This window comes from Mycobacterium sp. 852002-51152_SCH6134967, assembly GCF_001667105.1.
Taxonomy (GTDB): domain Bacteria; phylum Actinomycetota; class Actinomycetes; order Mycobacteriales; family Mycobacteriaceae; genus Mycobacterium; species Mycobacterium neumannii_A.
This window is the reverse complement of the sequence record NZ_LZIK01000015.1, coordinates 68,798-88,583: the sequence shown is the minus strand read 5'-3', so window position 1 is coordinate 88,583 and position 19,786 is coordinate 68,798. Positions and strand designations below refer to the sequence as shown.

Annotated in this window: 22 protein-coding genes and 1 tRNA gene; 7 read left to right on the top strand and 16 right to left on the bottom strand. The window is 61.4% G+C overall.

The window, feature by feature from the left end; all coding sequences use genetic code 11:
* Positions 1 to 162: 162 nt before the first annotated feature.
* Together A5790_RS04680 and A5790_RS25705 are read left to right on the top strand one after the other, a co-directional pair.
* Complete coding sequence (locus tag A5790_RS04680; protein WP_066841624.1) at positions 163 to 1,641, top strand: serine/threonine-protein kinase; 1,479 nt, start codon at positions 163 to 165, stop codon at positions 1,639 to 1,641.
* Between the two features lie 101 nt (positions 1,642 to 1,742).
* Complete coding sequence (locus tag A5790_RS25705; protein WP_156656304.1) at positions 1,743 to 3,920, top strand: NAD(P)-binding protein; 2,178 nt, start codon at positions 1,743 to 1,745, stop codon at positions 3,918 to 3,920.
* 283 nt (positions 3,921 to 4,203) lie between these two features.
* On the opposite strand, the gene A5790_RS04675 is transcribed toward A5790_RS25705, so the two are convergent.
* From A5790_RS04675 to A5790_RS26470, 5 genes are all read right to left on the bottom strand, one after another.
* Positions 4,204 to 4,797, bottom strand: coding sequence for a recombinase family protein (locus A5790_RS04675; RefSeq protein ID WP_066841623.1), 594 nt, complete (start codon positions 4,795 to 4,797; stop codon positions 4,204 to 4,206).
* Positions 4,798 to 4,989: 192 nt separating this feature from the next.
* Positions 4,990 to 5,910 (bottom strand): hypothetical protein, encoded by a 921-nt coding sequence (locus tag A5790_RS04670; protein WP_066841622.1) that lies wholly within the window; start codon positions 5,908 to 5,910, stop codon positions 4,990 to 4,992.
* A 3-nt stretch (positions 5,911 to 5,913) separates the two neighbouring features.
* Entirely contained in the window at positions 5,914 to 6,468 is a 555-nt protein-coding gene (locus tag A5790_RS26475) for a helix-turn-helix domain-containing protein (RefSeq protein ID WP_156656303.1), read from the bottom strand.
* Complete coding sequence (locus tag A5790_RS04665) at positions 6,440 to 7,219, bottom strand: TIGR04255 family protein (protein ID WP_066841621.1); 780 nt, start codon at positions 7,217 to 7,219, stop codon at positions 6,440 to 6,442. The genes A5790_RS26475 and A5790_RS04665 overlap by 29 nt, the downstream gene beginning before the upstream one ends.
* A 461-nt stretch (positions 7,220 to 7,680) precedes the next feature.
* The gene (locus tag A5790_RS26470; RefSeq protein ID WP_369829763.1) at positions 7,681 to 7,989 is read right to left on the bottom strand and encodes a DUF732 domain-containing protein; all 309 of its coding nucleotides are present in this window, start codon (positions 7,987 to 7,989) and stop codon (positions 7,681 to 7,683) included.
* A gap of 703 nt (positions 7,990 to 8,692) precedes the next feature.
* Here A5790_RS26470 and A5790_RS04660 point away from each other — a divergent pair.
* From A5790_RS04660 to A5790_RS04650, 3 genes are read left to right on the top strand one after another with little or no spacing between them, the layout of a single operon-like run.
* The gene (locus A5790_RS04660) at positions 8,693 to 8,998 is read left to right on the top strand and encodes a hypothetical protein (RefSeq protein WP_082961578.1); all 306 of its coding nucleotides are present in this window, start codon (positions 8,693 to 8,695) and stop codon (positions 8,996 to 8,998) included.
* The gene (locus A5790_RS04655; RefSeq protein WP_231987598.1) at positions 8,995 to 9,384 is read left to right on the top strand and encodes a DNA-binding protein; all 390 of its coding nucleotides are present in this window, start codon (positions 8,995 to 8,997) and stop codon (positions 9,382 to 9,384) included. The genes A5790_RS04660 and A5790_RS04655 overlap by 4 nt, the downstream gene beginning before the upstream one ends.
* Positions 9,378 to 9,593, top strand: coding sequence for an excisionase family DNA-binding protein (locus A5790_RS04650; RefSeq protein WP_156656302.1), 216 nt, complete (start codon positions 9,378 to 9,380; stop codon positions 9,591 to 9,593). Before A5790_RS04655 ends, A5790_RS04650 begins: the two co-directional genes overlap by 7 nt.
* Before the next feature lie 613 nt (positions 9,594 to 10,206).
* Here A5790_RS04650 and A5790_RS25695 read toward each other — a convergent pair.
* The 6 genes from A5790_RS25695 to A5790_RS26125 all read right to left on the bottom strand — a co-directional run bounded on the left by A5790_RS25695 (position 10,207) and on the right by A5790_RS26125 (position 13,680).
* The gene (locus A5790_RS25695; protein ID WP_156656301.1) at positions 10,207 to 11,691 is read right to left on the bottom strand and encodes a hypothetical protein; all 1,485 of its coding nucleotides are present in this window, start codon (positions 11,689 to 11,691) and stop codon (positions 10,207 to 10,209) included.
* A complete protein-coding gene (locus A5790_RS04635) occupies positions 11,685 to 12,056 on the bottom strand; it encodes a helix-turn-helix domain-containing protein (RefSeq protein ID WP_156656300.1) in 372 nt (123 codons plus the stop codon). The genes A5790_RS25695 and A5790_RS04635 overlap by 7 nt, the downstream gene beginning before the upstream one ends.
* Positions 12,053 to 12,289, bottom strand: coding sequence for a hypothetical protein (locus A5790_RS25690; protein WP_156656299.1), 237 nt, complete (start codon positions 12,287 to 12,289; stop codon positions 12,053 to 12,055). Before A5790_RS25690 ends, A5790_RS04635 begins: the two co-directional genes overlap by 4 nt.
* The gene (locus A5790_RS04630) at positions 12,286 to 12,594 is read right to left on the bottom strand and encodes a hypothetical protein (RefSeq protein WP_066841615.1); all 309 of its coding nucleotides are present in this window, start codon (positions 12,592 to 12,594) and stop codon (positions 12,286 to 12,288) included. Before A5790_RS04630 ends, A5790_RS25690 begins: the two co-directional genes overlap by 4 nt.
* 143 nt (positions 12,595 to 12,737) lie before the next feature.
* Entirely contained in the window at positions 12,738 to 13,010 is a 273-nt protein-coding gene (locus tag A5790_RS04625; protein WP_156656298.1) for a hypothetical protein, read from the bottom strand.
* Between the two features lie 397 nt (positions 13,011 to 13,407).
* The gene (locus A5790_RS26125; protein ID WP_369829761.1) at positions 13,408 to 13,680 is read right to left on the bottom strand and encodes a helix-turn-helix transcriptional regulator; all 273 of its coding nucleotides are present in this window, start codon (positions 13,678 to 13,680) and stop codon (positions 13,408 to 13,410) included.
* Positions 13,681 to 13,703: 23 nt separating this feature from the next.
* Between A5790_RS26125 and A5790_RS04615 the strand changes: the two genes are divergently transcribed.
* Together A5790_RS04615 and A5790_RS04610 are read left to right on the top strand one after the other, a co-directional pair.
* Positions 13,704 to 14,222, top strand: a complete 519-nt coding sequence (locus A5790_RS04615) for a helix-turn-helix domain-containing protein (protein WP_066841612.1) — start codon at positions 13,704 to 13,706, stop codon at positions 14,220 to 14,222.
* Positions 14,219 to 15,457 carry a site-specific integrase gene (locus A5790_RS04610; RefSeq protein WP_066841611.1) on the top strand — a complete coding sequence of 413 codons (1,239 nt, stop codon included), beginning with the start codon at positions 14,219 to 14,221 and terminating at the stop codon, positions 15,455 to 15,457. The genes A5790_RS04615 and A5790_RS04610 overlap by 4 nt, the downstream gene beginning before the upstream one ends.
* Positions 15,458 to 15,495: 38 nt before the next feature.
* Here A5790_RS04610 and A5790_RS04605 read toward each other — a convergent pair.
* From A5790_RS04605 to A5790_RS04585, 5 genes are all read right to left on the bottom strand, one after another.
* Positions 15,496 to 15,568 (bottom strand) — tRNA-Ala (locus A5790_RS04605).
* 72 nt (positions 15,569 to 15,640) lie between these two features.
* Positions 15,641 to 16,651 (bottom strand): gephyrin-like molybdotransferase receptor GlpR, encoded by a 1,011-nt coding sequence (gene glpR, locus A5790_RS04600; protein ID WP_066841610.1) that lies wholly within the window; start codon positions 16,649 to 16,651, stop codon positions 15,641 to 15,643.
* Between the two features lie 221 nt (positions 16,652 to 16,872).
* Positions 16,873 to 17,526 (bottom strand): GNAT family N-acetyltransferase, encoded by a 654-nt coding sequence (locus A5790_RS04595; protein ID WP_066841609.1) that lies wholly within the window; start codon positions 17,524 to 17,526, stop codon positions 16,873 to 16,875.
* 17 nt (positions 17,527 to 17,543) lie between these two features.
* Positions 17,544 to 18,809 (bottom strand): gephyrin-like molybdotransferase Glp, encoded by a 1,266-nt coding sequence (gene glp, locus A5790_RS04590; RefSeq protein ID WP_066841608.1) that lies wholly within the window; start codon positions 18,807 to 18,809, stop codon positions 17,544 to 17,546.
* Between the two features lie 28 nt (positions 18,810 to 18,837).
* A complete protein-coding gene (locus A5790_RS04585; protein ID WP_066841607.1) occupies positions 18,838 to 19,749 on the bottom strand; it encodes a UTP--glucose-1-phosphate uridylyltransferase in 912 nt (303 codons plus the stop codon).
* Between the last annotated feature and the right edge of the window lie 37 nt (positions 19,750 to 19,786).

The following is a 19,786-nucleotide window of genomic DNA, read 5'->3' as shown; positions in this document are numbered from 1 at the left end:
ATCAACGGGCCGAGCGGAGCGTTCAAGGAGAAGGGGAGTCACTGGGTGTCGACGGTGCGAAAGACGTCGAGGCACAGAAATCGAGAGTCCTAACCTTGCCGCGGCGCTTGCGCCCCAGTCGGAAGTGGTCAGCAGCTCGGCCACGGCAGCTAACATCTGCCCATGCCGATGATGATCGGGAAGACCTTCGCCGACTACAGGGTCCTGCGGCTTCTCGGCTCCGGCGGCATGGGCGAGGTCTACCTGGTCCAGCATCCCCGCCTGCCCCGCCAAGAGGCCCTCAAGGTCCTGCGCCCGGACATATCCAGCGACCCTTCCTTCCGGGAGCGGTTCATCCGCGAAGCTGACCTAGCCGCAGGACTTCGCCATCCCCACATCGTCGGGATTCACGACCGGGGCGAGCATGACGGCCAGTTGTGGATCGCCATGGACTACATCGACGGCACCGACGCAGCCCACCTGTTAGACCAGAAGTACCCGGCAGGCATGCCTGTCGATCTCGTCCTGACGATCGTCACCGCCGTCGCCAGTGCGCTGGACTATGCCCACAGGAAGGGGTTGCTGCACCGGGACGTGAAGCCCGCCAACATCATCGTTGCCGACCTCGACACCGACGATCCGAATGCATTCCTCGCTGATTTCGGCATCGCCCGACCCGTCGATGAGATCAGCGGCATCACCACGACCAACATGACAGTCGGCACGGTCGCTTACGCCGCGCCCGAACAGCTGATGGGCAAGGATCTAGATGGCCGTGCAGATCAGTATGCGCTGGCGGCCACCGTCTACACCCTGGTCACAGGCACAGTGTTGTTTCCCGACTCGAACCCGATCGTGGTGATCAGCCACCACCTGAGCGAACCCGCACCTGCCGCGTCGACGGTCGATTCCAACCTGGGGCCGTTCGATCCAATATTTGCGCGCGCATTGGCGAAGAAGCCCGAAGACCGCTTTCCAACCTGTCAGGAGTTCGCCCGCGAGTTCGCGAGGGCGACTGCTGCCAGCCCTGCGGTGTCCCCGACAGCACCCACTCAACAAGCTCCGGTGTCGGCAGAACCGGATGCACAAGTACACCGAAGGATATTTTCACCGGCGCTGTTGGCGCTCGCCACAGCGATCATGCTCGCGCTACTCGGTGGCGGTGTGGCCATATGGCGACCTTGGGCCAACCAGCAAGACCAGACAGCCAACCCAAACACGACTTCAAAAGTTTCCTCGACAGCATCGACTGCCCCGACGGAACCCTCCATAAGCGCAGCGCCGCCCCCGTCCCCTACGACTGGCAGCCCACCGCCGCCAACACCTGTGACGACAAACTCGACAACCACGAGTTCCACCAGCATAGAGGCTCAGCAGGACGACTGGCGCGAGCACAACACCTGGGTGTGCAACACCGGCACTGGCGAGGTATGTGGGAACTGGAAGCCCGAAGCAGTCACGTTCGCGTGCAAAGCAGTTGCAAGCGGGGCCGACTACACCGAGGAACTCCAGAACATGCTTATGAGTCGCTACGGGATGGGCGAGACCGACGCCTTCTTCCTCGGGAAGGAGGCGTGGTACAGCGTCAGCAGCGGCGGGTACATCAGCACGGGAAGCATGGCTGACGGCCCGCATCCGTTGTGCAATGGCATCATTCCCTGAGACGCTAGAGCTCTCGATTGCTCGCCAGGGAGCTACGCGCGAACACTATCTTCGCCAACAAATCGGCCACTTCAGACACTGACGATCAATACGATATAGCCGTGAACGTGCGGGAGCGGCTTCGGCAATTAAGACATAAGTTAGGGGACCTGCATAGCGCACAAACGCTATCGATGAACTCGCCGCAGCAGGTGTTGGACAGCTTTCGGCTAGTCCCGGATAGAGCGTTATATCAGGTCGGCGCTTTTGAAACAGGGGTCACCGTCTATAGCCAACAGGTTCGCGCTTTGAACCTAGCTTGGTCACTAATCGAATCAGACACGCTGATCAGCGACCCGGATGAAGATCCCAAGGGAAGGATCGCCATCATCGGTGCAGGATTCGCAGGGCTCACACTTGCTGCCGCCCTGCTAAAGAAAGCGGTTGCCGCTGAAATAGTCTTATTTGAGCGTCATGACACAGTGCTGCCACTCCAGCACGGGTGTGAGTCTAGGTGGCTGCATCCCTATATCTACAACTGGCCGGAAGAAGGTACGGATGCGAACAGCCCGGGCCTGCCGCTACTGAATTGGACTGCTAGCCGCGCCTCTGATGTCGTACGTGAAGTGATTCGCTCATGGTCGGACGACCTTAAATCAGTGGCCGGTCTCGACCGGCTCCGCGTCTACTGCAATACTCGGCATCTACAGATCTCCTTGGCGGACGGCGACGAGTTCACGCTTCATTGGGTTGGGAATCGAAGGCAGCCCCGGAAACCGTCCACGCCTTTCGATACGCCATGGCCGATCGGCGAGTCAGACGAGTTCAATCGGGTCATCTTTACAGTAGGCTTCGGACTAGAGAAGAAACCCGACCAATCCTATTGGAGAAACGAGACTTTCGCGCAGGCCCATCTCGGCGAAGCCAGGGCAACTTATATCGTATCGGGCTCCGGAGACAGTGCTTTCATAGATTTACTTCGACTGCGAGTGGCACACTTTCGTCAGGATCTTATACTGTACGACCTTTTTTCCAAACGCCCTGCGCTCATAAGAAGGTTACAGCGCCTACGTGGAAGCGACTCCCCAATGACATTCCAGGGGCTGCAACTGTTGTTTGCTCACGACGCCGATTTAAGAAGTGTTCGCGACGATCTTTGGCAACGGTTGCGGAACGATACGATGGTGATACTCCATCTCAAGAAGAATCGAACTTTCGCAAGTATATTCGAGCAAGAATCTGCGTCTTTCCAGAATCGTTTGATGACATTTCTGCTGTACCGCTGCGGTGGCTTTATTCCCTCGAACAAAGACATGAACGACCTAGCGACGGAATATTCAGTTCCGGAAAGGCGAATCATAATACGGCACGGTACTGAGCGACTCGAGGGCCTCAATGCGGTACTGACCCCGAAGCTTTCGGAAGAACTCTTCACATATGACAAGAATAGCCTGCGACTAACACGGAAATTGGAAGCATTTCAAATGCGTCCTATACAAATGCAAGCCATTCAAATCCGCTGGCCATTCAACTACTTCGACGAGCCGGGGAGAGAATCGGAGTTGAGCGCCCCGGAAGAACTTGAAGGTAGTGAATATGTGCCCCCACCCCTTGCAGACATTGCAGACCATCTCTGTAGCACGGTCTCGCGACTACTAAAGCCTCGCCGAGGCGGTCCTCGTCTCAGGGTAACGTTTTTCCGGAAAGTAGTAAGAGATCGCAGGCAAGTGGCTCTTCAGCAGTGCTGCGCCTACCATCCGATGGTTAAAGGTCGAGACGCTCTGATAGCGACTAGACGTGTAGTTCGAAAAGATATCGGCATCTTAGGTGCTGCCTACGCTCACCGAGCCACGGTAAGAAGCAAGGCGGGTGTTTCGCAGGAGTTGCTAAGAGAGGAGCTACAACGACTTCGGGCTCCGAGTTCGCTGCGAGATAAGCCAAACCAGGTTAGATCGCTTGCGGCGATGCCGCTTTTATCATTCAGTCCGCCATACAGCGAGGCTGCGCCGGGAGTACTTGGAATCCTCTACATGGATAGTTTCGAAGAAGACTTATTCGCCAATGACACATTGATGCGCGCTGTTCACTCTATGTGTGACGCCTTCCTCACAACAATAGATTCGATGAGTGATGAGACCGACGGGCTTTTGCAGAATCCTGAGTTTCTGGGTGGCGACATCGAGCCTTCGAGCGACGCTCCTCGTCCGCTTCCAACTTGGGACGCGCTCGAGCCAGTAGGCGGGGCTCCGCCATCAAGCGAGACTATAGGTCATCTAAATGTCGATGCTCGGGCGCTTTGATGGGCTGCTATAGACCGCGATAATCGTGTGTTAGCGATAAGGCAGGAATCTCGCGGCCCGACCTCAAGAAGACCATCAGGCACTGTCTCGATATCGATCACTTCTGAGACAGTGTGCTCTGCCGCCTCGCAGCAACGAGCAACAGGTCGTGGTGTCTCGAATGTTGTACCGACGTGTTCTGCGTCGGCTACCTTTTGGGGATTCCACAAGCCCCGGAAGGTCACCAACGTCCGATCACGAAGCCACCCTACGCGGCCGACGGCCACTCTGGTGACCCGACGGATCAGCCGGTTTCGGCCAGTGCACGATAGAGCGTTGCCCTACTGACTCCCAATGTGTCCGCGATCTCGGGCACCGGCTCACCGCTAGCGCGAAGCTGCTCCGCCTGCCGGATCTGAGAATCGGTGAGCGCCTTCGGCCTCCCGATCGGCAAGCCGCGCGCCTTTCGGGCTGACTTGGCCGCCGCGCGGCGCTCGCGCTGCAGTTCCAGCTCCAGCTCGGCTAGTGACGCCAGTACTCCGGCCACCATCCGGCCTGTCGCGTTGCTGGTGTCGATGCCCTCACGTAGAGACTTCAAGACGATCTCACGCTGCCCGAGGTCTCGGATCGTGGTCATGACTTCGGCGGCATTACGTCCAAGCCGGTCGATGCCGACGACGACGATGGTGTCGCCGGGACGGGCGTAGTCGAGCAGCGCTGTGAGGCCCGGCCGCCGCTCTTTGGTCGACGTACCGGAAAGCTTGTCCTCATAGAGGCGGTCTGAGTGCACTCCGGCACTGCACAGGGCGTCATGCTGCTGATCGAGCGACTGATGACCGGTGGACACTCGCGCGTAGCCGAGCAGCTCGCCGGTGGCCTGTGCGATCGTGGTCGTCATTCACCGAGTATATCTCAAAAGTAGAAGAGGCCTTGTTTCGATACGAGACAACTTTCGAGACAGCCCACCAGGGTTTCCACGTTATTCCTGCAGAGCGCACGGGACAATCTCAGAACTAAAGATTTGAGACCTCGCTCGGGTGCTTGCCATTAGCACTGTGAGATGGATGGTTGGTGACGTTGCTCCCATCCCTCATACCCTTTGGTCTGGCTCAGACAAGTACTCCAGGTCGAGTGGCTCCGATTTTCGGATTCTGGCGAGCGGGAACTCGTCATCACCCCATAGGTGCCACTCAATCGTGGCAACCGCAGTCGTTACGGCTTCGGGCTGTGTATCTATGTTCGCCGGTGTGCATAGTGCAGCAAGCGATTCGGCCAGCGCATGTAAGACATGGTGACGTATATGGACATCATCCATAGCTGAATATAGCTCGGCCAGTGCCGCAGGTGCCTTAACGCTGTCGTCCGACTCACGGAGCTGCTGCACGAAGTCCGACACATCAGCGATATCGTCGGGCAGCGTAGGTAGTGCCTCGGCTCGGACGATCGTATGAATGTCAATTTTATAGGGCGCGTGATCCCATTGAGCCAATTCCTCCACCCGTATCTCCACCACGACTTGTCGAAGTAGCTCACCTAGCGCTGACTGCTTTCGATACTTCTCACGAACCACTTGTTCAAGAGGGCGGAGCCACGGCACAACCTCGTCCGGAAACGGGAACCGTCCGAACCACCTAGTGATGGAAAGTGAGAAGTCACGCTTCACCTGCTCGTTGCCGAGATCGATACCAGGCGCATACGGGAGGTCAAGTAAATCGATCTTCTGGCGCGATTCGACGAAACAGAGGTCTGCAAAGTGCTTGTCGTCAAGGCAAGGCAAGGGAACAAGCCTCGGGTTCGTTTCCGTCGCAGCATTGGCCCGCTCTGAGCCAGCCAGCTCGACGACCCGAGCGAGAATTACAGTGGGCCGCTTCGACAAGACAATGTCACACGTTTGCGAGATGACGACGAACCGCTCTGGATCGGAGCCGTCCTCCTCGGTTCTTAACGTGAATACGTGTCCTTGACGAACGTTTTTGAAGAACGCTCCGGATCGATCTTCTGTACCGGCCACCCGCTACGCCTCATCGGCCACAATACCGATCCGAGGGGGACGATTGATGTCGGTCTCTCGAGACGATCGCCTGGCCCGCTCAGCATCCACCAGGTTCAAGCCACTGCCGGGACGGAGAAGCGCCTGTCGCCGGTCAGAGGGCGCTAAGTGTTTCACCGAGTCGATTGCGCGCAGAAGATGGGCAAGAAGTTCTTCGTTCGAGGCGGTCATCCGACCACCGGATGCCCATAGGTGCACAGCGCGGCGCGACACACCGAAATATCGAGCAATCTGCTGCCATGTCAAACCCGACGCTTCGCGCGCCTCAGCCAACAGCAAGGCTTTTGAACGCTCTGCGAGAGGCCCACCTTCAGCGCGGACCACCGGAGGTGGTATGACGCTTGGCCCAGCTGGGATCGGTGCAAGGTTGCTTGAACTGATTGAGGAGCGCAGACCGATGTCGTGTAGTTGACCACTCGAGGAACCAACAATTGTTAACGCGCTGAATCCGGCTGCAAGTAAGACGTCCGCGGTACTTCTTAGCCGTGCACTAACTGGCGAAACGGGCACGATACTCATCGGTAGTTACCTTTTCGAAGAAGTCGCGGGCCTTCTTAGCAAGAACATTAGCCTGCTGATCAATCGCGGCATCGTCGAACGCAGCTGATGGCCCGGTTGCGAAGGCGTCCAGATCCAGGAGATACGACGGCCCAGTAGCGGGCGGGATCGTTGCGTCGATACTCGCGCCTGGCGGGAGGTAAGCGGACTTAACCAACAGCGATGCCTCTTTGCCCTCATACACCGTCTCTCCAACGTTGTGGACGATGGTGTCCCCGAAACCCAGAGCGAGTGTCCCGAGCACAGCAGGATTGAATAACTGCTGCAGCGCGCTTATGTCTGCCTCGTCCGTGATTCGGTTGGTGTATCTGTAGCCGAAACGGTCCCACCGCTGTAGCGGCAGATAGTCCTTCATCTCGCGCACCACCGCAACAAGTTTCTGAATGAAATCCTGGTGCGTTGTGTACGCGGAGGTCTCCAGCGTGATGAACGTGGCAGCGAAAGTGACCACCCACTGCCGGTCACCGTCAGTGAACCTGTGAAGTATGCCGCCCGCCTGCTGACTCACACCCTCGGGCGTAAATAGCAGACCTAACTCCTTTCCCGTTTCGCGCAGTGGGTAGTCCTTACCAATTCGAACCGCGAACTGGTCTGCAACGCTGTCAACCGCAAACCCTGACATGACTGGCCAGCGCAGTTGCGAGAGAACGCGGATTAAAGGAGCGCGCTTCTTCGCGAACCGGTCACCCGAATCCGCAATTGCCTCGGCCACACTTCACACTGTACTTCACATGTAAGGGAATTACGGAGGCGTTCGCCACGGACCGGCGACCCAATGAGACCGGGCCAAGTTGCGTCGCCCGCCCTATCGTTCTCGTCCACGACTCGTCTGACCCGACGCAGCCGCCCAACAGTGCGGTGCCGCTTCGGCGAAGGCGTCAACCCCCGCATAAGTATCTCCTCCATACCATCGGTTGGCGATCAATTGGGCCGCCACCACCCGGTGGATCTGATTGTCTGCACGAACCACCAGAGTGCACACGTACTGCCGGTACGACATCTCGGCATTGACGAACTTGCTGAGGTATTCGCAGTAAGAGGGAGTTGTCATACACGGGTTAGGTTGTGCCTCCGCGGGAGTGATCATCAGGAATAGCGGCACTCCGACACTGGCCAAGCTGATGCTAGCGGCGCGGACCGCATTACGACCCATCTGACGGCGAGCTGCCACCGTCATCGGTACCCGACCTCTGGGCACAGAGTGTCAGCGGCCACGTCTACAAGGGTGCCTGTCTCGGCGTTATCAGACACCACACCTGAATCTTTGAGGTTCTGCCACAAAACCATCCGGGTATCGTCGGCTGACACGCCGCTACGACGAGTCGAGCAAGCGAGATCACCCAGCTCGATCAACCGACCAGGACTGACGTTTGGGTGAACGTACTTGTCCAGCTCGGATAAGTAGCGTTGAGCGGCAGGTGACTGGCCGGAACCCGGAGACGCGGCAGGCGGTGCTAGCTGTGGGGGCACCTGAACAGGCATATTTCCCGCCATGCCCGGCTCGGCCAGCGGATCAGAGTCACACGCAATGGTGACGATTTTGTCGCCTAGCTGGTACTGGCACAGCGCGGGTGGGGCGGCTTGAGCCTGGGTGGCTGAGGGCCACAACAGTCCGGCCGCAGCAGCCGTCAATACGAATCCGATGTTGCCCCTCATTTGTCCGTCCTCTTCTACCGGTCTACTTAGACGGCAAGCGGCGACTCGCTTCACGACTAGGTCGGTCAACACGGAGACCGCTGAGGAATCAGTGGACATTGCTGCCTCAGCGACACGGTCAACCGATCCCCCTTACTGCCAAGCTGAAACTTCCGCTCAAAACAACCTACTTAAGTACGGACGTCGGCACGACTGTTTGTAGGGCAAGCGCGGGTGCGCCCCGAGATCTCTGAATCCAAATGTCCGTCATGCAGGTAGATACGCGGCGTCGCGCGAATCTTCGGGATCTTGGTATTGCGCGGATAGCGCTGTCAGGGGGAACGCTTGGATGCCCAACGAAGGGCCGTACACGGTGCGTCGACGTACAACAGGGACACCTCATCGAGGAGCTCGGCTCAATCTCCCCAGCACCTTCCCAGATCTGATCACCCAAGTAGCAGATGGACGTAACCCGACAGTCGGATCGTCTTTGTCTCGCGCTCATAGGATCTCGCCAGTGGGAGCGGGTGACACGCCTGAGATGCGCAGCATGCGAGGCAGAATCGGCGCATACGAGTCCTGGGCTAGGACGCCCGACCGCGCTGCGCGGACCTCGCCTGCACGCAAAGCAGCGGTGGACCGATTCGAGCGAGAGGTCGACCCCGACGGCATGCTGACTCCGCAGGAGCGCGCCAAACGCGCCGAGTGGGCGCGCAAGGCACACATGCAGCGGATGGCGATGAAGTCCGCGGCCGCCCGCCAGCGACGCAAGCTGATCTGCCAGACCTGTGGTCATGCGAAAGATCCCAAAGCGCAGCGATGCCCTGATTGTCTTAACAAGATCCGCGAGCCGTGAGCACACTTCCGCCATGGTTGACCACGGCGCAGGTAGCACAGCACTGCGGGGTTGACCGCATGGAGGTCTACAAGATGCTGCCGGACCTGGAGATCCGCCGCATCGGCATCCGAGGCGGAGTCGCACCCTGGGGTCGGCTGATCCGAGTTGAGCGTGGATCGGTGCTGCGGATGTGCGGGCAGCCCGCCGTGCCCGAGGATTTGGTGCCGCGCTGGGTGAAGATCGGCCAAGCGGCGGGCTACTACCAAGTCAGCGCTCACCTCATCCGCCTGCTCATCGCGCATGAGCAACTGGACGCTCGACGTATCGGGTCCGGAAGGGCCATCCGCATCGACCGCGACTCGCTGCTCGGGCTGGGGCGTATTCGCGTCTGGAGGGGATCGTGACGCGGCGCTACATCACCGTCGCTGAGACTGCGGAATACCTACAGGTCAGCGATCGCACGGTCCGCAGGTTGATCACCGACGGCGAGCTGACGGGATACCGGATGGGACGCTCACGCCGGACGATCCGGGTCGACGTCAACGAGATCGACGAGCAGCTGATGCGCCCGCTCAACGCTCCGCCGCGAAACCGGAAGCGCCGCACCTCATGAGCGACGACCCCGGATCGATCAGCGCAATGGCCCACTGAGCGAAGTGTGGGCACCTTGCCAGCGTCCCACCACGGGGGTGGCGGCGGGCGCGCCGACCGGGTCGAAGAGTCTCGGCTAGGGCCGGAATTGCTACTTAATGCGTCAGTTCCCGAAGGCCGAAAATTGCTACTTCTTGCGGGATTTCTGTGCCCGCTCTATACGATCCGATCGGCTGCGCCTGCAATAAGCGCAGATCGGGCGTGCACTGGTTTCCGGATCGCTCAACTTTCTGCACGGCTGGCTATTGATATTTGGCCAGCACCAGTAAGTATCAAGTGCCAACCGGTAGCCGTCCTACTAGGTCCAGTCGTTCCGCGCTGTAGCTCAGGGGCTTAACGGGCGGGGTCGAGTCGGCGGCCTTTTGGATCCGCATTCACAAGGCTCTGGTGCACACCGACATCGTCAGAGTCGCGGTTCAAGGGGGTCACGTCGTTCATGAGCGGTGAGGATCGCCTCGACGATGTCGACGTTTGCGACTCCCTACAAGGGCGACAGCTCAGCGGCAAGGTGCGCGGGTACTGTCGTCCCCCGTCGCGGCAGCGACCCGCGCTGTTTCCCTGGTGCACCCAGGAGATCAAAAGGAATCGAAGGGTCGCGCGTCACTGCATGCTAGGACGTCGCCCGCAGTGACGTGCTCGACCTCATCGTCATCGCACCAGGTCCGCTGGCGGCTTTCGGCGCGGTGACGTCGCTCCAGGAACCTCTCGATGTAACCCTCCTCGAAACCGATCTCGCGCATCTGTTCAATGGTCACAGGCTCCACTTCCGGCTTCGGCCTGCGCTGCGTCTTGTCGAATCTTTCCGGGTGCCGAACTTTCAGGTCTCGGAAGAACTGGACGTGATCGAAGGCCTCTGCGAAGCGGTTTTTCAACGTGAATGGGTCAATGTATCTGTCTTTTGCACTGACAAACTCGTCGATGTCGGGGTCGGCCAGCGTCTCGATGACGAGCCGCCACGAGGCGAAGTCAGGGTGACCCTGCCGAAGTGCGATCTTGAAGGTCTTTGACCAGTTCGCCCGAGAGAACTCATCCAGCTCGTACTCCGGGTCTCGGCTGCGACAGAACGTCTCGAATAGATCGACCAGGTTGGCGACCTTGGCGTCCAAATCGGGAACAGGGATTTGGCCAGGGGCCGGGCCATCCACTGCCACCGGCTGCGGACTCGGACGGCCACACATCGGCATGGCCACGACTTCCACGAGCCGGTCCCAATTGCTGAAGATCTGAATCAAGCGGGTCAACCGGAAGTCCTTGGGGCGCGTCCGCCCTGTAGGTGAAAACTCATTCACCAGCTCGATCGGCAAGTGGCCATCATGCTCGTCGAAGACGCAGTCAATTACGTGGCAGACCTGCTCCAAGGTCGGAGGGTTCGGACGGCAAAGGAACACCCGCGCACTCTTCACCCACCCAGCCAGACGCCGGAGGTCACTGATCCTATCCACCCGAGTCTTGCCCAGACGCTGGCGTTCCTTGTTGTCCCGCTCCAGAACGCGGGACGCAAACCAGGCGACAAGCCAGCACGCCTCCCTCTCAACCATTAGCACGTTCAGACGATCTCCGAACCCAATATTGCGTTCCGGCATCGGTGTTCCCATGAGTCGCTCTACCAACTCCACCAAGCTCTCCTGGGTAGCCGCCGCAGGCGGCAAGGTCTCTGGGTGTGGTGGTTCTACCTCGCTGCTCGTCAGAGCAGCGGCTCGACGAGACTCTGGTAGTAACTCTTCATATCTACTTTCTCTATAAGAAGAAGAAGTACTTGTAGTTAGTACTTCTATCGCCTGCTCATTTTGAACACGCGCCCGCTCACAGATCGTGTAGCGGTTTAGGCGTTGCCGGTTCTCGTGAAACTGCGGGGCACGAAAGATCCACTCGGATGCGCAGAGTTTGTCGATCGACCGACGAGCCGTGCTGATGCTCACCCCGGCCTCCTCGGCGACGGTCTCGTGGGCCATTTCGACGATGCCGTCGTCGTCCGCGTGGTGGCTGAGGACCTCGAAGACCGCGGCTATCGCGAGTCCAAAAGTCTGGCGTAACTCGCGCTGAGATTCGTAGGTCAACACGGATCACCAGCCCGCTCGACCCGATTCGGCAACCTCATTCCGTACTGGGTGTACTCCGGATGCAGGCGGACGTACCCACAAGCCTCCAGCTCCTTGATTGATCGCTGAACCGTACTCCGGCTTACGCCGACCATGGCCGCGAGCGTCTCCAGCTTCGGCTCGGCGTCGAGCCATTCGAAGTAGAACAGGGCTACGTACACCAGGGTGGTTGATGGCCGGAACTGGCCACGCAACCACTTGGGAAATCCAGGAAAGTTATCGAAGTCATCGAGGCGGTGGGTGGCCCCGTCGACGGTTTGATACATCGGCAATCGCATATGGCCTGTGCCGTCCTTGCTCAGTGATTTAGGGCTGTAATGGCTCACGCTGACACCGCCGCCTCGACATGCTGCGCCCGACCGCCAGACTTTGCACTAGCGCCGTCGATCAGGCCACAGTCCTCGATGAGATTGCGGGAGATCCGCTCAGTGGGCGGACGAGGGGTACCCGAATCCAGAAAACCGCCCCGGGAGCGATGGCGATCAAAGTCGCCGTCATCCTCGAAGGTGCGATCGCATACCGCACACCGGCAGACATCATCGTCGATCACGGCGCTCACCAGCCGCTCCTTCCTCTAGATAGCGGACCTTCACCGGTTGGCGCGTTGTTGGGGGTGGCGTTGCCGTAGCCCATGTTGGCCTTGCGCTCGTGGGGGGGCGAGCTGGACGGTCTGGGGAGCCCGCACACCTGCGCGCTGGCTGCGAGGTCCATTTCGATGCGCAGCACGCCCGACACCTGCTGGGTTCCACCGGCAAAACCACGCAGATCCGAGCCGCTGACTCCGAACGGAATGTCGGAGACTTTGTGGCCTGGCCCCTGGGTACCCTTGGGCCACCTGTACTGCCCGGCGGCCAGCTGGGCCATCTACTCGGCATTGCCCTTGTCGAACTTGATCGGCATGCCACCGGAGTCGAGGATTTCGTAAACCCTTGGGGCCGAACTCGTCATCGATCGCAATCGAGCGGCGACGAAATCATCGCCAACTTAGAATTTAGCTCCCCCACTGGTCATTCCGGCCGCATGTCTTCGAGGACCCTGGCTGCCGAGTTCAGCGCGCGTGCGACGGCGTTAGGATCACTCCAATAATCCGAGTCTTCATGAACTTGGCGAGCACTAGCGCGGAGGACCTCGGCGGCGTTTTTGTGGAGACGGAGATCGACCGCAATCTGCGACGCGACCCCTCCTATGTCGTCCTTGTCCAAACCCTTTAGAACGCCGTCAGCATCGAGGATAAAGAAGAGCTCCTCCTCCCACTGATCCACTCGCAGCGCCGACACCACGTGGCGTAATGCTCGCGCCCGCCGTCGCACTCGCACTCGCATCAATTTCAATTTCCTCGCCCAGGTGCCGTAGTCCATCATCGATTCGCCATCCGTTCGCCCGCGTCGGCGGCAGCGATCAGAGCCCCGGCGATCAAGCGTGCATCCGACGTGGACCAACAGTCCTCTCCGAGATAGACGAGCGGCTCGTCGGCAAAGGTGCCATCGGGCTTCTGCTGGACGACCGCGCGTATGTCTCTCGACGCCAAGCGATTCGGCAACGGCATCGGAGGAGACCAACAGAGCCGACTGAGAACGCCCTCCCATTCCGCCCAGCCGCCGACATTGTCAGTGTCCGTGCCCGGGGGAAGCGACGGGCCGCGCATCAAGAAAGTGGAGTCGACTTCCGGTGATCTCGTCATTGCACGCCACCTACGGCAGCTGCCTCCTGCTCGGCGATCCACGCGAGAGCTTCGGACTTACGCCATACCCTGCGCTTACCTAGTTTGAAGCTTGCTGGTCCCTGCCCGGTGATCGCCCAGTATCGCCAGGTCGACGACTTCGTCCCTGTGAGCTTTTCCAGGTCTCCCGAACTCAGGAATTCTTGGTCCATGGTGCCGACTCCTCCTATTTCGATTGTTCTCACGGTTTTGGCAATATTGAGCATGGCTGCGTTGACTGGCGAAAGCAAGCTAAAACAGTTATCTTGACGAAATGGCAAGATCGCGTACCAAATGGGTCGACGAGCGTTTCGGCGACTGGCTCAAGGCAGAGCGAACCCGCCGTGGGTGGAGTCAGCCACAACTGGCGGACATGCTGACGGATGAAGGCATCGCGCCTATGCACGCAACCACGATCGCCAAAATCGAAAGCGCAAGTCGCTCGGTGCGGATCAACGAGGCGGTCGGCATTGCCAACCTGTTCGGGGCGTCCCTTGACTGGGTGCTCGGCAGAGAGCCCGACGACTCCACCCTCACGTTCGCCATGGCGAATGTGATGAGTTACGCGGGGACGGCTGAACGTCAGACGCTTTCTGCGGCGCAGACTGCTGCCGATCTGGAAGAAATTCTTGCGGACATCGACCAGCGGTTCGAAGCCATGCAAGTCCCGGAACTGGTGAGCCTGGCCCGGGAAGCCGCCCACCACTTGGACACGGCCCACACGAACTATGAACGCATGCAGTCCATTGCGACCGGTGTCATCACCTCCACAAGCGAGGAGTCCAAGAAATGAAGCGCAACCGCCGCGCCGGTGTTGCGGATCGCTGGAGTAAGACGGTGAGCCGTCCAGACGGGACGACCGAGACAGTTCCAAGTGCGAGGCACGGCAAGGGCCTGCGGTGGATGGCGCGCTGGGTCGACGACGAAGGCCGCGAACAAAGCAAGAGCTTCAGGCGGAAGGTTGATGCCCAAAGCTGGCTCGACACCGAGGTCACTGCCAAACTGGCCACTGGCAGCTACGTGCCGCCGCGAGCGGGCATGGCGACCGTCAAAGAGGTCTATGACTCATGGTCGGCTTCGCAGGGCCACATCTCCAGCAAGACCGCGGCAACCCGTGCGAGTGCATGGGGTAGCAGAGTGAATCCGCACTGGGGCACCGTCACGGTCGCCGACGTCAAGACTGCAGCCGTGCGCGCCTGGGTGGCGAAAATGGTTGACGGCGGGGTGGGTGCACCGACTATCGAAAATGCATTCGGCGTTCTGCGCCAAGTGCTCGGCGCGGCGGTCGAAGATGGTCGCATTCCCCGTAATCCATGTGATGGCGTGAAGCTGCCCAAGCGTCAACATCCAGATAGGGCTTATCTCAGCCACTCTCAGGTGGCCACCCTCGCCGCTGCCGTCACACGCCAAGGCGAGGTGGTGAAGTTCCTGGCCTACACCGGCCTCCGGTGGGGTGAGATGGCGGCCCTGCGGGTCCAGGATTTCGACATGCTCCGGCGTCGTATTAACGTCTCCCGCTCCGTCACAGAGTCTGGCGGCCTGGTGTGGTCGACGCCGAAGACATATGAGCGACGGTCAGTCCCGTTCCCGGCAGCACTGACCGAGGAACTGTCGGCGTTGATGGTAGGCAAGGGCCGCAATGATCTCGTCTTCACCGACATGCGCGGCGGAGTGCTGCGGAACTCCAACTGGCGTTGTCGGGTTTTCCGACCCGCGGTCGAAGAATGCCAACGGGTGGCCGAAGCGGCGCGCGCTCAGGAGTCCAAGACGGGGAAGTCGACGACGCCCGAGTTCCCGTCCATCACTCCCCACGACCTGAGGCACACAGCAGCATCACTGGCGATCAGCGCGGGGGCCAACGTAAAGGCATTGCAGCGCATGCTCGGGCACGCGAAAGCATCGATGACTCTTGATGTCTACGCGGACCTCTTCGACGAAGACTTGGATGACGTTGCCAGTCGTCTGGACGCAGCAATTCGAATCACTGCGGACCAACTGCGGACTGAGCAGCTCCGGAGAAAGTCATAGCTAATACACCCAAGATTATTGAGCTGGGGTTTTAGACGTGGAGCTAAGGGGAATCGAACCCCTGACCTACTCGATGCGAACGAGTCGCGCTACCAACTGCGCCATAGCCCCTGATACCGGTAGCAGGCTACCAGTCACCGGACGGCCGCCGAAAATCGACGGCCCCGATGTTCTGTGGTGGGCTTACTGCCCCGCAGCACGCGGCAGGTCGAAGTGCCGCGCAAACGGCGCGTAGTCCAGATGCTCGAAGATCGGATCCTCGTCGTCGATCTCCAGCACCACCGAACCCGGCCGCCGCAAGCGCGCAGGCACCACGTCGAACTCGCGGTCATCGGTGTTCTCGACGCCCAGTCGCGAGCGAGCGATGCGCTGCGCACGTCTGCGACGCAGCCGCTCCTCGATCCGGGTCTGCCTCCGCAGGTAGCCCAGGTACAACACGGTGAACCCGCTGACAGCGCCGCACAGCCACCACAAGGTCGCGCTCAGCGTGAACGCCGCGGCCGCCGTCGCCACCAACAGCACGCCGAGCGCCGTCAACATCCGCTTGCGGAACCGGTACTTGCGCTCGCTGACCGCGGCCGCCGTCTTGGACTCATGCCTGCGCCGACGCGCCTCGGACAGCGAGTCGGCCATCCGCAGGTCGGCTTCGGACGGCGCCTCCAAGCCGGATGAGTCGTCAACGGTCTCGTACTCGTCGTCGCCGTCGACGTCCTCGGGCTCGGGTTCCTGCTCTTCGACCGCCGCCTCGTCGACCGCCTCATCCGCCGGCTCGTCGAATTGCAGTGTCAGCTCTTCTTTTTCGGCTTCCGGACGGTCGGACACTCCGATGGGCAGGGCGCCGGAGTCTTCGCCGATGACATCGACGTCGAGGTAGTCGGGTTCGGCCTTCTCCTCGACGGTGACCGCGGCGGCGCGCACCACCGCGCGGCTGCTGACGGGTTCGGGTTTGCGTTCGATCTCCTCGTCGAGGTCTTCTTCGGAGGGGCGCCAGTCCGGATCGCTGGCATGGCCGGCCGCCGGACCGCGTCGTTTCAGAAGCCGCGCGTTGCGGCCGCTGTTGAGCACGCGCGTGGCCAGCGCGACATCACTGGTCCGGCGCACGGTGTCGCGCTTGCTGATCAGCATCGGCACGAGCACGAAGAGCCAGAGAACGACGAGAGATATCCACAGAAGAGATTGGGGGATGCTTGGCATGTCGCCTGCTCCTTTCCCCTAAAGGCTAGGTCTGTGACCTGCGCATCCGTGGGCGGCGCGCCGAAGCAATTACACACCTGTAATTCACACAAGACAAGCACCAACAGTCACAAATGTCACATTGGTAACAGCGGAGGCCGTTCGGCTTTCGCGAGACGTACACCAGGGCGGTGTATCGCCGTGGTTCGCGACCCCGGTATACGTCTCGCGAAACCACACGACTATGCCCACTCGGCGCGCCCCTGCCGCACCAGCGTCGCGGCCGCGGAACCGGTGATCTCTTCGATCGTGATGGCCACCAGCAGGTGGTCGCGCCAGGCGCCGTCGACATCGAGATACCGACGCAAAAGCCCTTCCTCCCGAAAGTCGACCTTCGCTAAAACCGCACGGCTAGCGGCGTTTTCCGGGCGCACCGTCGCCTCGACCCGGTGCAGTCCGACCGGACCGAAGCAATGGTCGACCCCCAACGCCAAGGCCGCTGTCGCAACCCCGCCGCCGTTCACCGCTTTGGCCACCCAGTACCCGATCCAGGCCGATCGCAGTGCCCCGTACGTGACGTTGCCGATCGTGAGCTGCCCGCAGAACTGGTCATCCAATTCGATCACGAAGGGCACCATCCGGCCCTTGCGCGCCTCGGACCGCAGCCCCGAACACACCGAGGGCCACGACGTGATCGCGTGTCGCGTCTCCCAGTCCACACCCGCGGCCGGTTCCCACGGTTCCAGGTGCGCGCGGTCGGCCAACCTGATGCGGCTCCACTGCGCTCCGTCGCGCAGCCGGACCGGACGCAACCGCACAACGCCGGCCGCCACACGCAGCGGACCCGCAGACATCGGCCAACCCGGATGTACCGAACTCGACCGCCACAGGTTCACGTCGACACCCGCGCGGATCAGCCGCGTTGTGCCAGGAAAGCGACGTCGACGATCTCGCCGGTACGAACCGATTCGGCTTCGGTGGGCACGATGACCAGACAGTTCGCCTCAGCCAGTGTGGCCAGCAAGTGCGACGCGCCAGGCGCACCGCCGAGCGCCTGGACGAGGTACTCGCCGGTGTCCTGATCCCGCATGAGTTGACCGCGCAGATATCCCGTCCGGCCCGCGACCGATTCGATCGGCGACAACGCACGAGCCTGCACGATGCGGCGGTGCGCATGCCGCTTGCCCAGCGACAACCGGATCAGTGGACGCACCATGACCTCGAACACCACCAGCGCGCTGACCGGGTTGGCGGGTAACAGGAACACCGGAACGCCGTCGCGGCCCAGTTGGCCGAACCCCTGCACCGAGCCGGGGTGCATGGCGATGCGGGTCACCTCCATCTCCCCGAGTTCGGCGAGCACCGAACGCACCCCCTCGGCGGCCGCCCCGCCGACCGCCCCGGCGATGACGACCACCTCGGCGCGATTGAGCTGACCCTCGACGACTTCGCGCAGCCGCTTGGGATCGGTGTCGACGATGCCGACCCTGTTCACCTCGGCGCCCGCGTCACGCCCCGCGGCGGCCAGCGCGTAGGAGTTCACGTCGTACACCTGGCCGTTGCCCGGGGTGCGGGAGATGTCGACGAGTTCACCGCCCACGCACATGACGGACAACCGCGGCCGCGGATGCACCAGGACCCGCTCCCGGCCGACCGCGGCCAGCAGGCCGACCTGCGCCGCGCCGATGATCGTGCCCGACCGCACCGCGACGTCGCCCGGTTGGACATCGTCGCCCGTTCGCCGGACGTAGGCGCCCGAGCGCACGCCACGCAGCACCCTCACCCGGGCATCGCCGCCGTCGGTCCAGCGCAGCGGGAGCACCGCGTCGGCCAGCGTCGGCATCGGGGCGCCGGTCTGGACCCGCGCGGCCTGACGCGGCTGCAGTCTGCTCGGGGTCCGGGCGCCGGCCTCGATCAGTCCCATCACCGGCAGGCTCACTTCGCCGTCGGTCGGCTCTTCCCCATCTGCGGCATCTCCGGCTTCGCCGACGCCGAGCACGTCGACGCTGCGGACCGCATACCCGTCGATCGCCGCCTGATCGAATCCGGGCAGCGGACGCTCGGTGACCACTTCCTCGGCGCACATCAACCCCTGCGCCTCGGCTATCGCCACGCGTACCGGCCGCGGCGCCACCGCCGCAGCCGCGACTCGTGCCTGCTGTTCCTCGACCGAACGCACTGCACCCCTATCTATGCGTCGGGGCTCATCAGCAGTCGATCAGCCCCAATCGCTCCACCAACCACCGCCGGAGTTCCGGCCCGTAGTCATCGCGCTTCAACGCAAAGTCAACCGCAGCCTTGAGGTAGCCTCCGGGATTTCCGAGGTCGTGTCGAGAGCCACGGTGCACGACGACGTGCACCGGGTGTCCCTCGTTGATGAGCAACGCGACGGCGTCGGTCAGCTGGATCTCACCGCCCGCGCCGCGCGGAACGCGCCGCAACGCATCGAAGATGGCCCGGTCGAGGACGTATCGACCGGCCGCGGCGTACGGCGACGGGGCGTCCTCGGCCTTCGGCTTCTCGTACATCCCCTTCACACGCAACACGTTCGGGTTGTTCGTGTCGGAGACGGGTTCGACGTCGAAGACGCCGTAAGCGCTGATCTCGTCGCGTGGCACTTCGATCGCACACAGCACCGAACCACCGCGTTTGGCTCGCACCTTCGACATGGTCTCCAGCACGCCGGTCGGCAACACGAGGTCGTCGGGCAGCAACACCGCGATCGCGTCCTCTTCGGGGCTCAGCTTCGGTTCCACGCAGCTGACCGCGTGGCCGAGGCCCAGCGGCTCGGCCTGCACCACCGACTCGACCTTGATGAGGGCCGGTGCGCGACGCACCTTCTCCAGCATCGACTTCTTGCCGCGGGCCTCCAAAGTGCCCTCGAGCACGAGGTCGTCCACGAAGTGCGCGACGACCCCGTCCTTGCCTTCGGACGTGATGATGATCAGCCGTTCCGCGCCCGCCTCGGCCGCTTCCGCTGCGACCAGTTCGATGCCCGGTGTGTCGACGACCGGGAGCAGTTCCTTGGGGACCGTTTTGGTGGCCGGCAGGAACCGAGTGCCCAGGCCAGCCGCAGGAACCACCGCCGTGTGGGGGATCGAGACCAGAGGCCGTGTCATCGTTCACACACTAACGTCCATGGGCAGGTTGAACGTT

Coding starts and splice junctions, on each gene's coding strand:
- A5790_RS04680 (WP_066841624.1), top strand. CDS start 163: ATGCCGATGATGATCGGGAAGACCTTCGCCGACTACAGGGTCCTGCGG.
- A5790_RS04675 (WP_066841623.1), bottom strand. CDS start 4,797: ATGACGACCACGATCGCACAGGCCACCGGCGAGCTGCTCGGCTACGCG.
- A5790_RS26475 (WP_156656303.1), bottom strand. CDS start 6,468: ATGAGTATCGTGCCCGTTTCGCCAGTTAGTGCACGGCTAAGAAGTACC.
- A5790_RS26470 (WP_369829763.1), bottom strand. CDS start 7,989: ATGCCTGTTCAGGTGCCCCCACAGCTAGCACCGCCTGCCGCGTCTCCG.
- A5790_RS04660 (WP_082961578.1), top strand. CDS start 8,693: ATGCGAGGCAGAATCGGCGCATACGAGTCCTGGGCTAGGACGCCCGAC.
- A5790_RS04630 (WP_066841615.1), bottom strand. CDS start 12,594: ATGGCCCAGCTGGCCGCCGGGCAGTACAGGTGGCCCAAGGGTACCCAG.
- A5790_RS04615 (WP_066841612.1), top strand. CDS start 13,704: ATGGCAAGATCGCGTACCAAATGGGTCGACGAGCGTTTCGGCGACTGG.
- A5790_RS04610 (WP_066841611.1), top strand. CDS start 14,219: ATGAAGCGCAACCGCCGCGCCGGTGTTGCGGATCGCTGGAGTAAGACG.
- glpR (WP_066841610.1), bottom strand. CDS start 16,651: ATGCCAAGCATCCCCCAATCTCTTCTGTGGATATCTCTCGTCGTTCTC.
- A5790_RS04585 (WP_066841607.1), bottom strand. CDS start 19,749: ATGACACGGCCTCTGGTCTCGATCCCCCACACGGCGGTGGTTCCTGCG.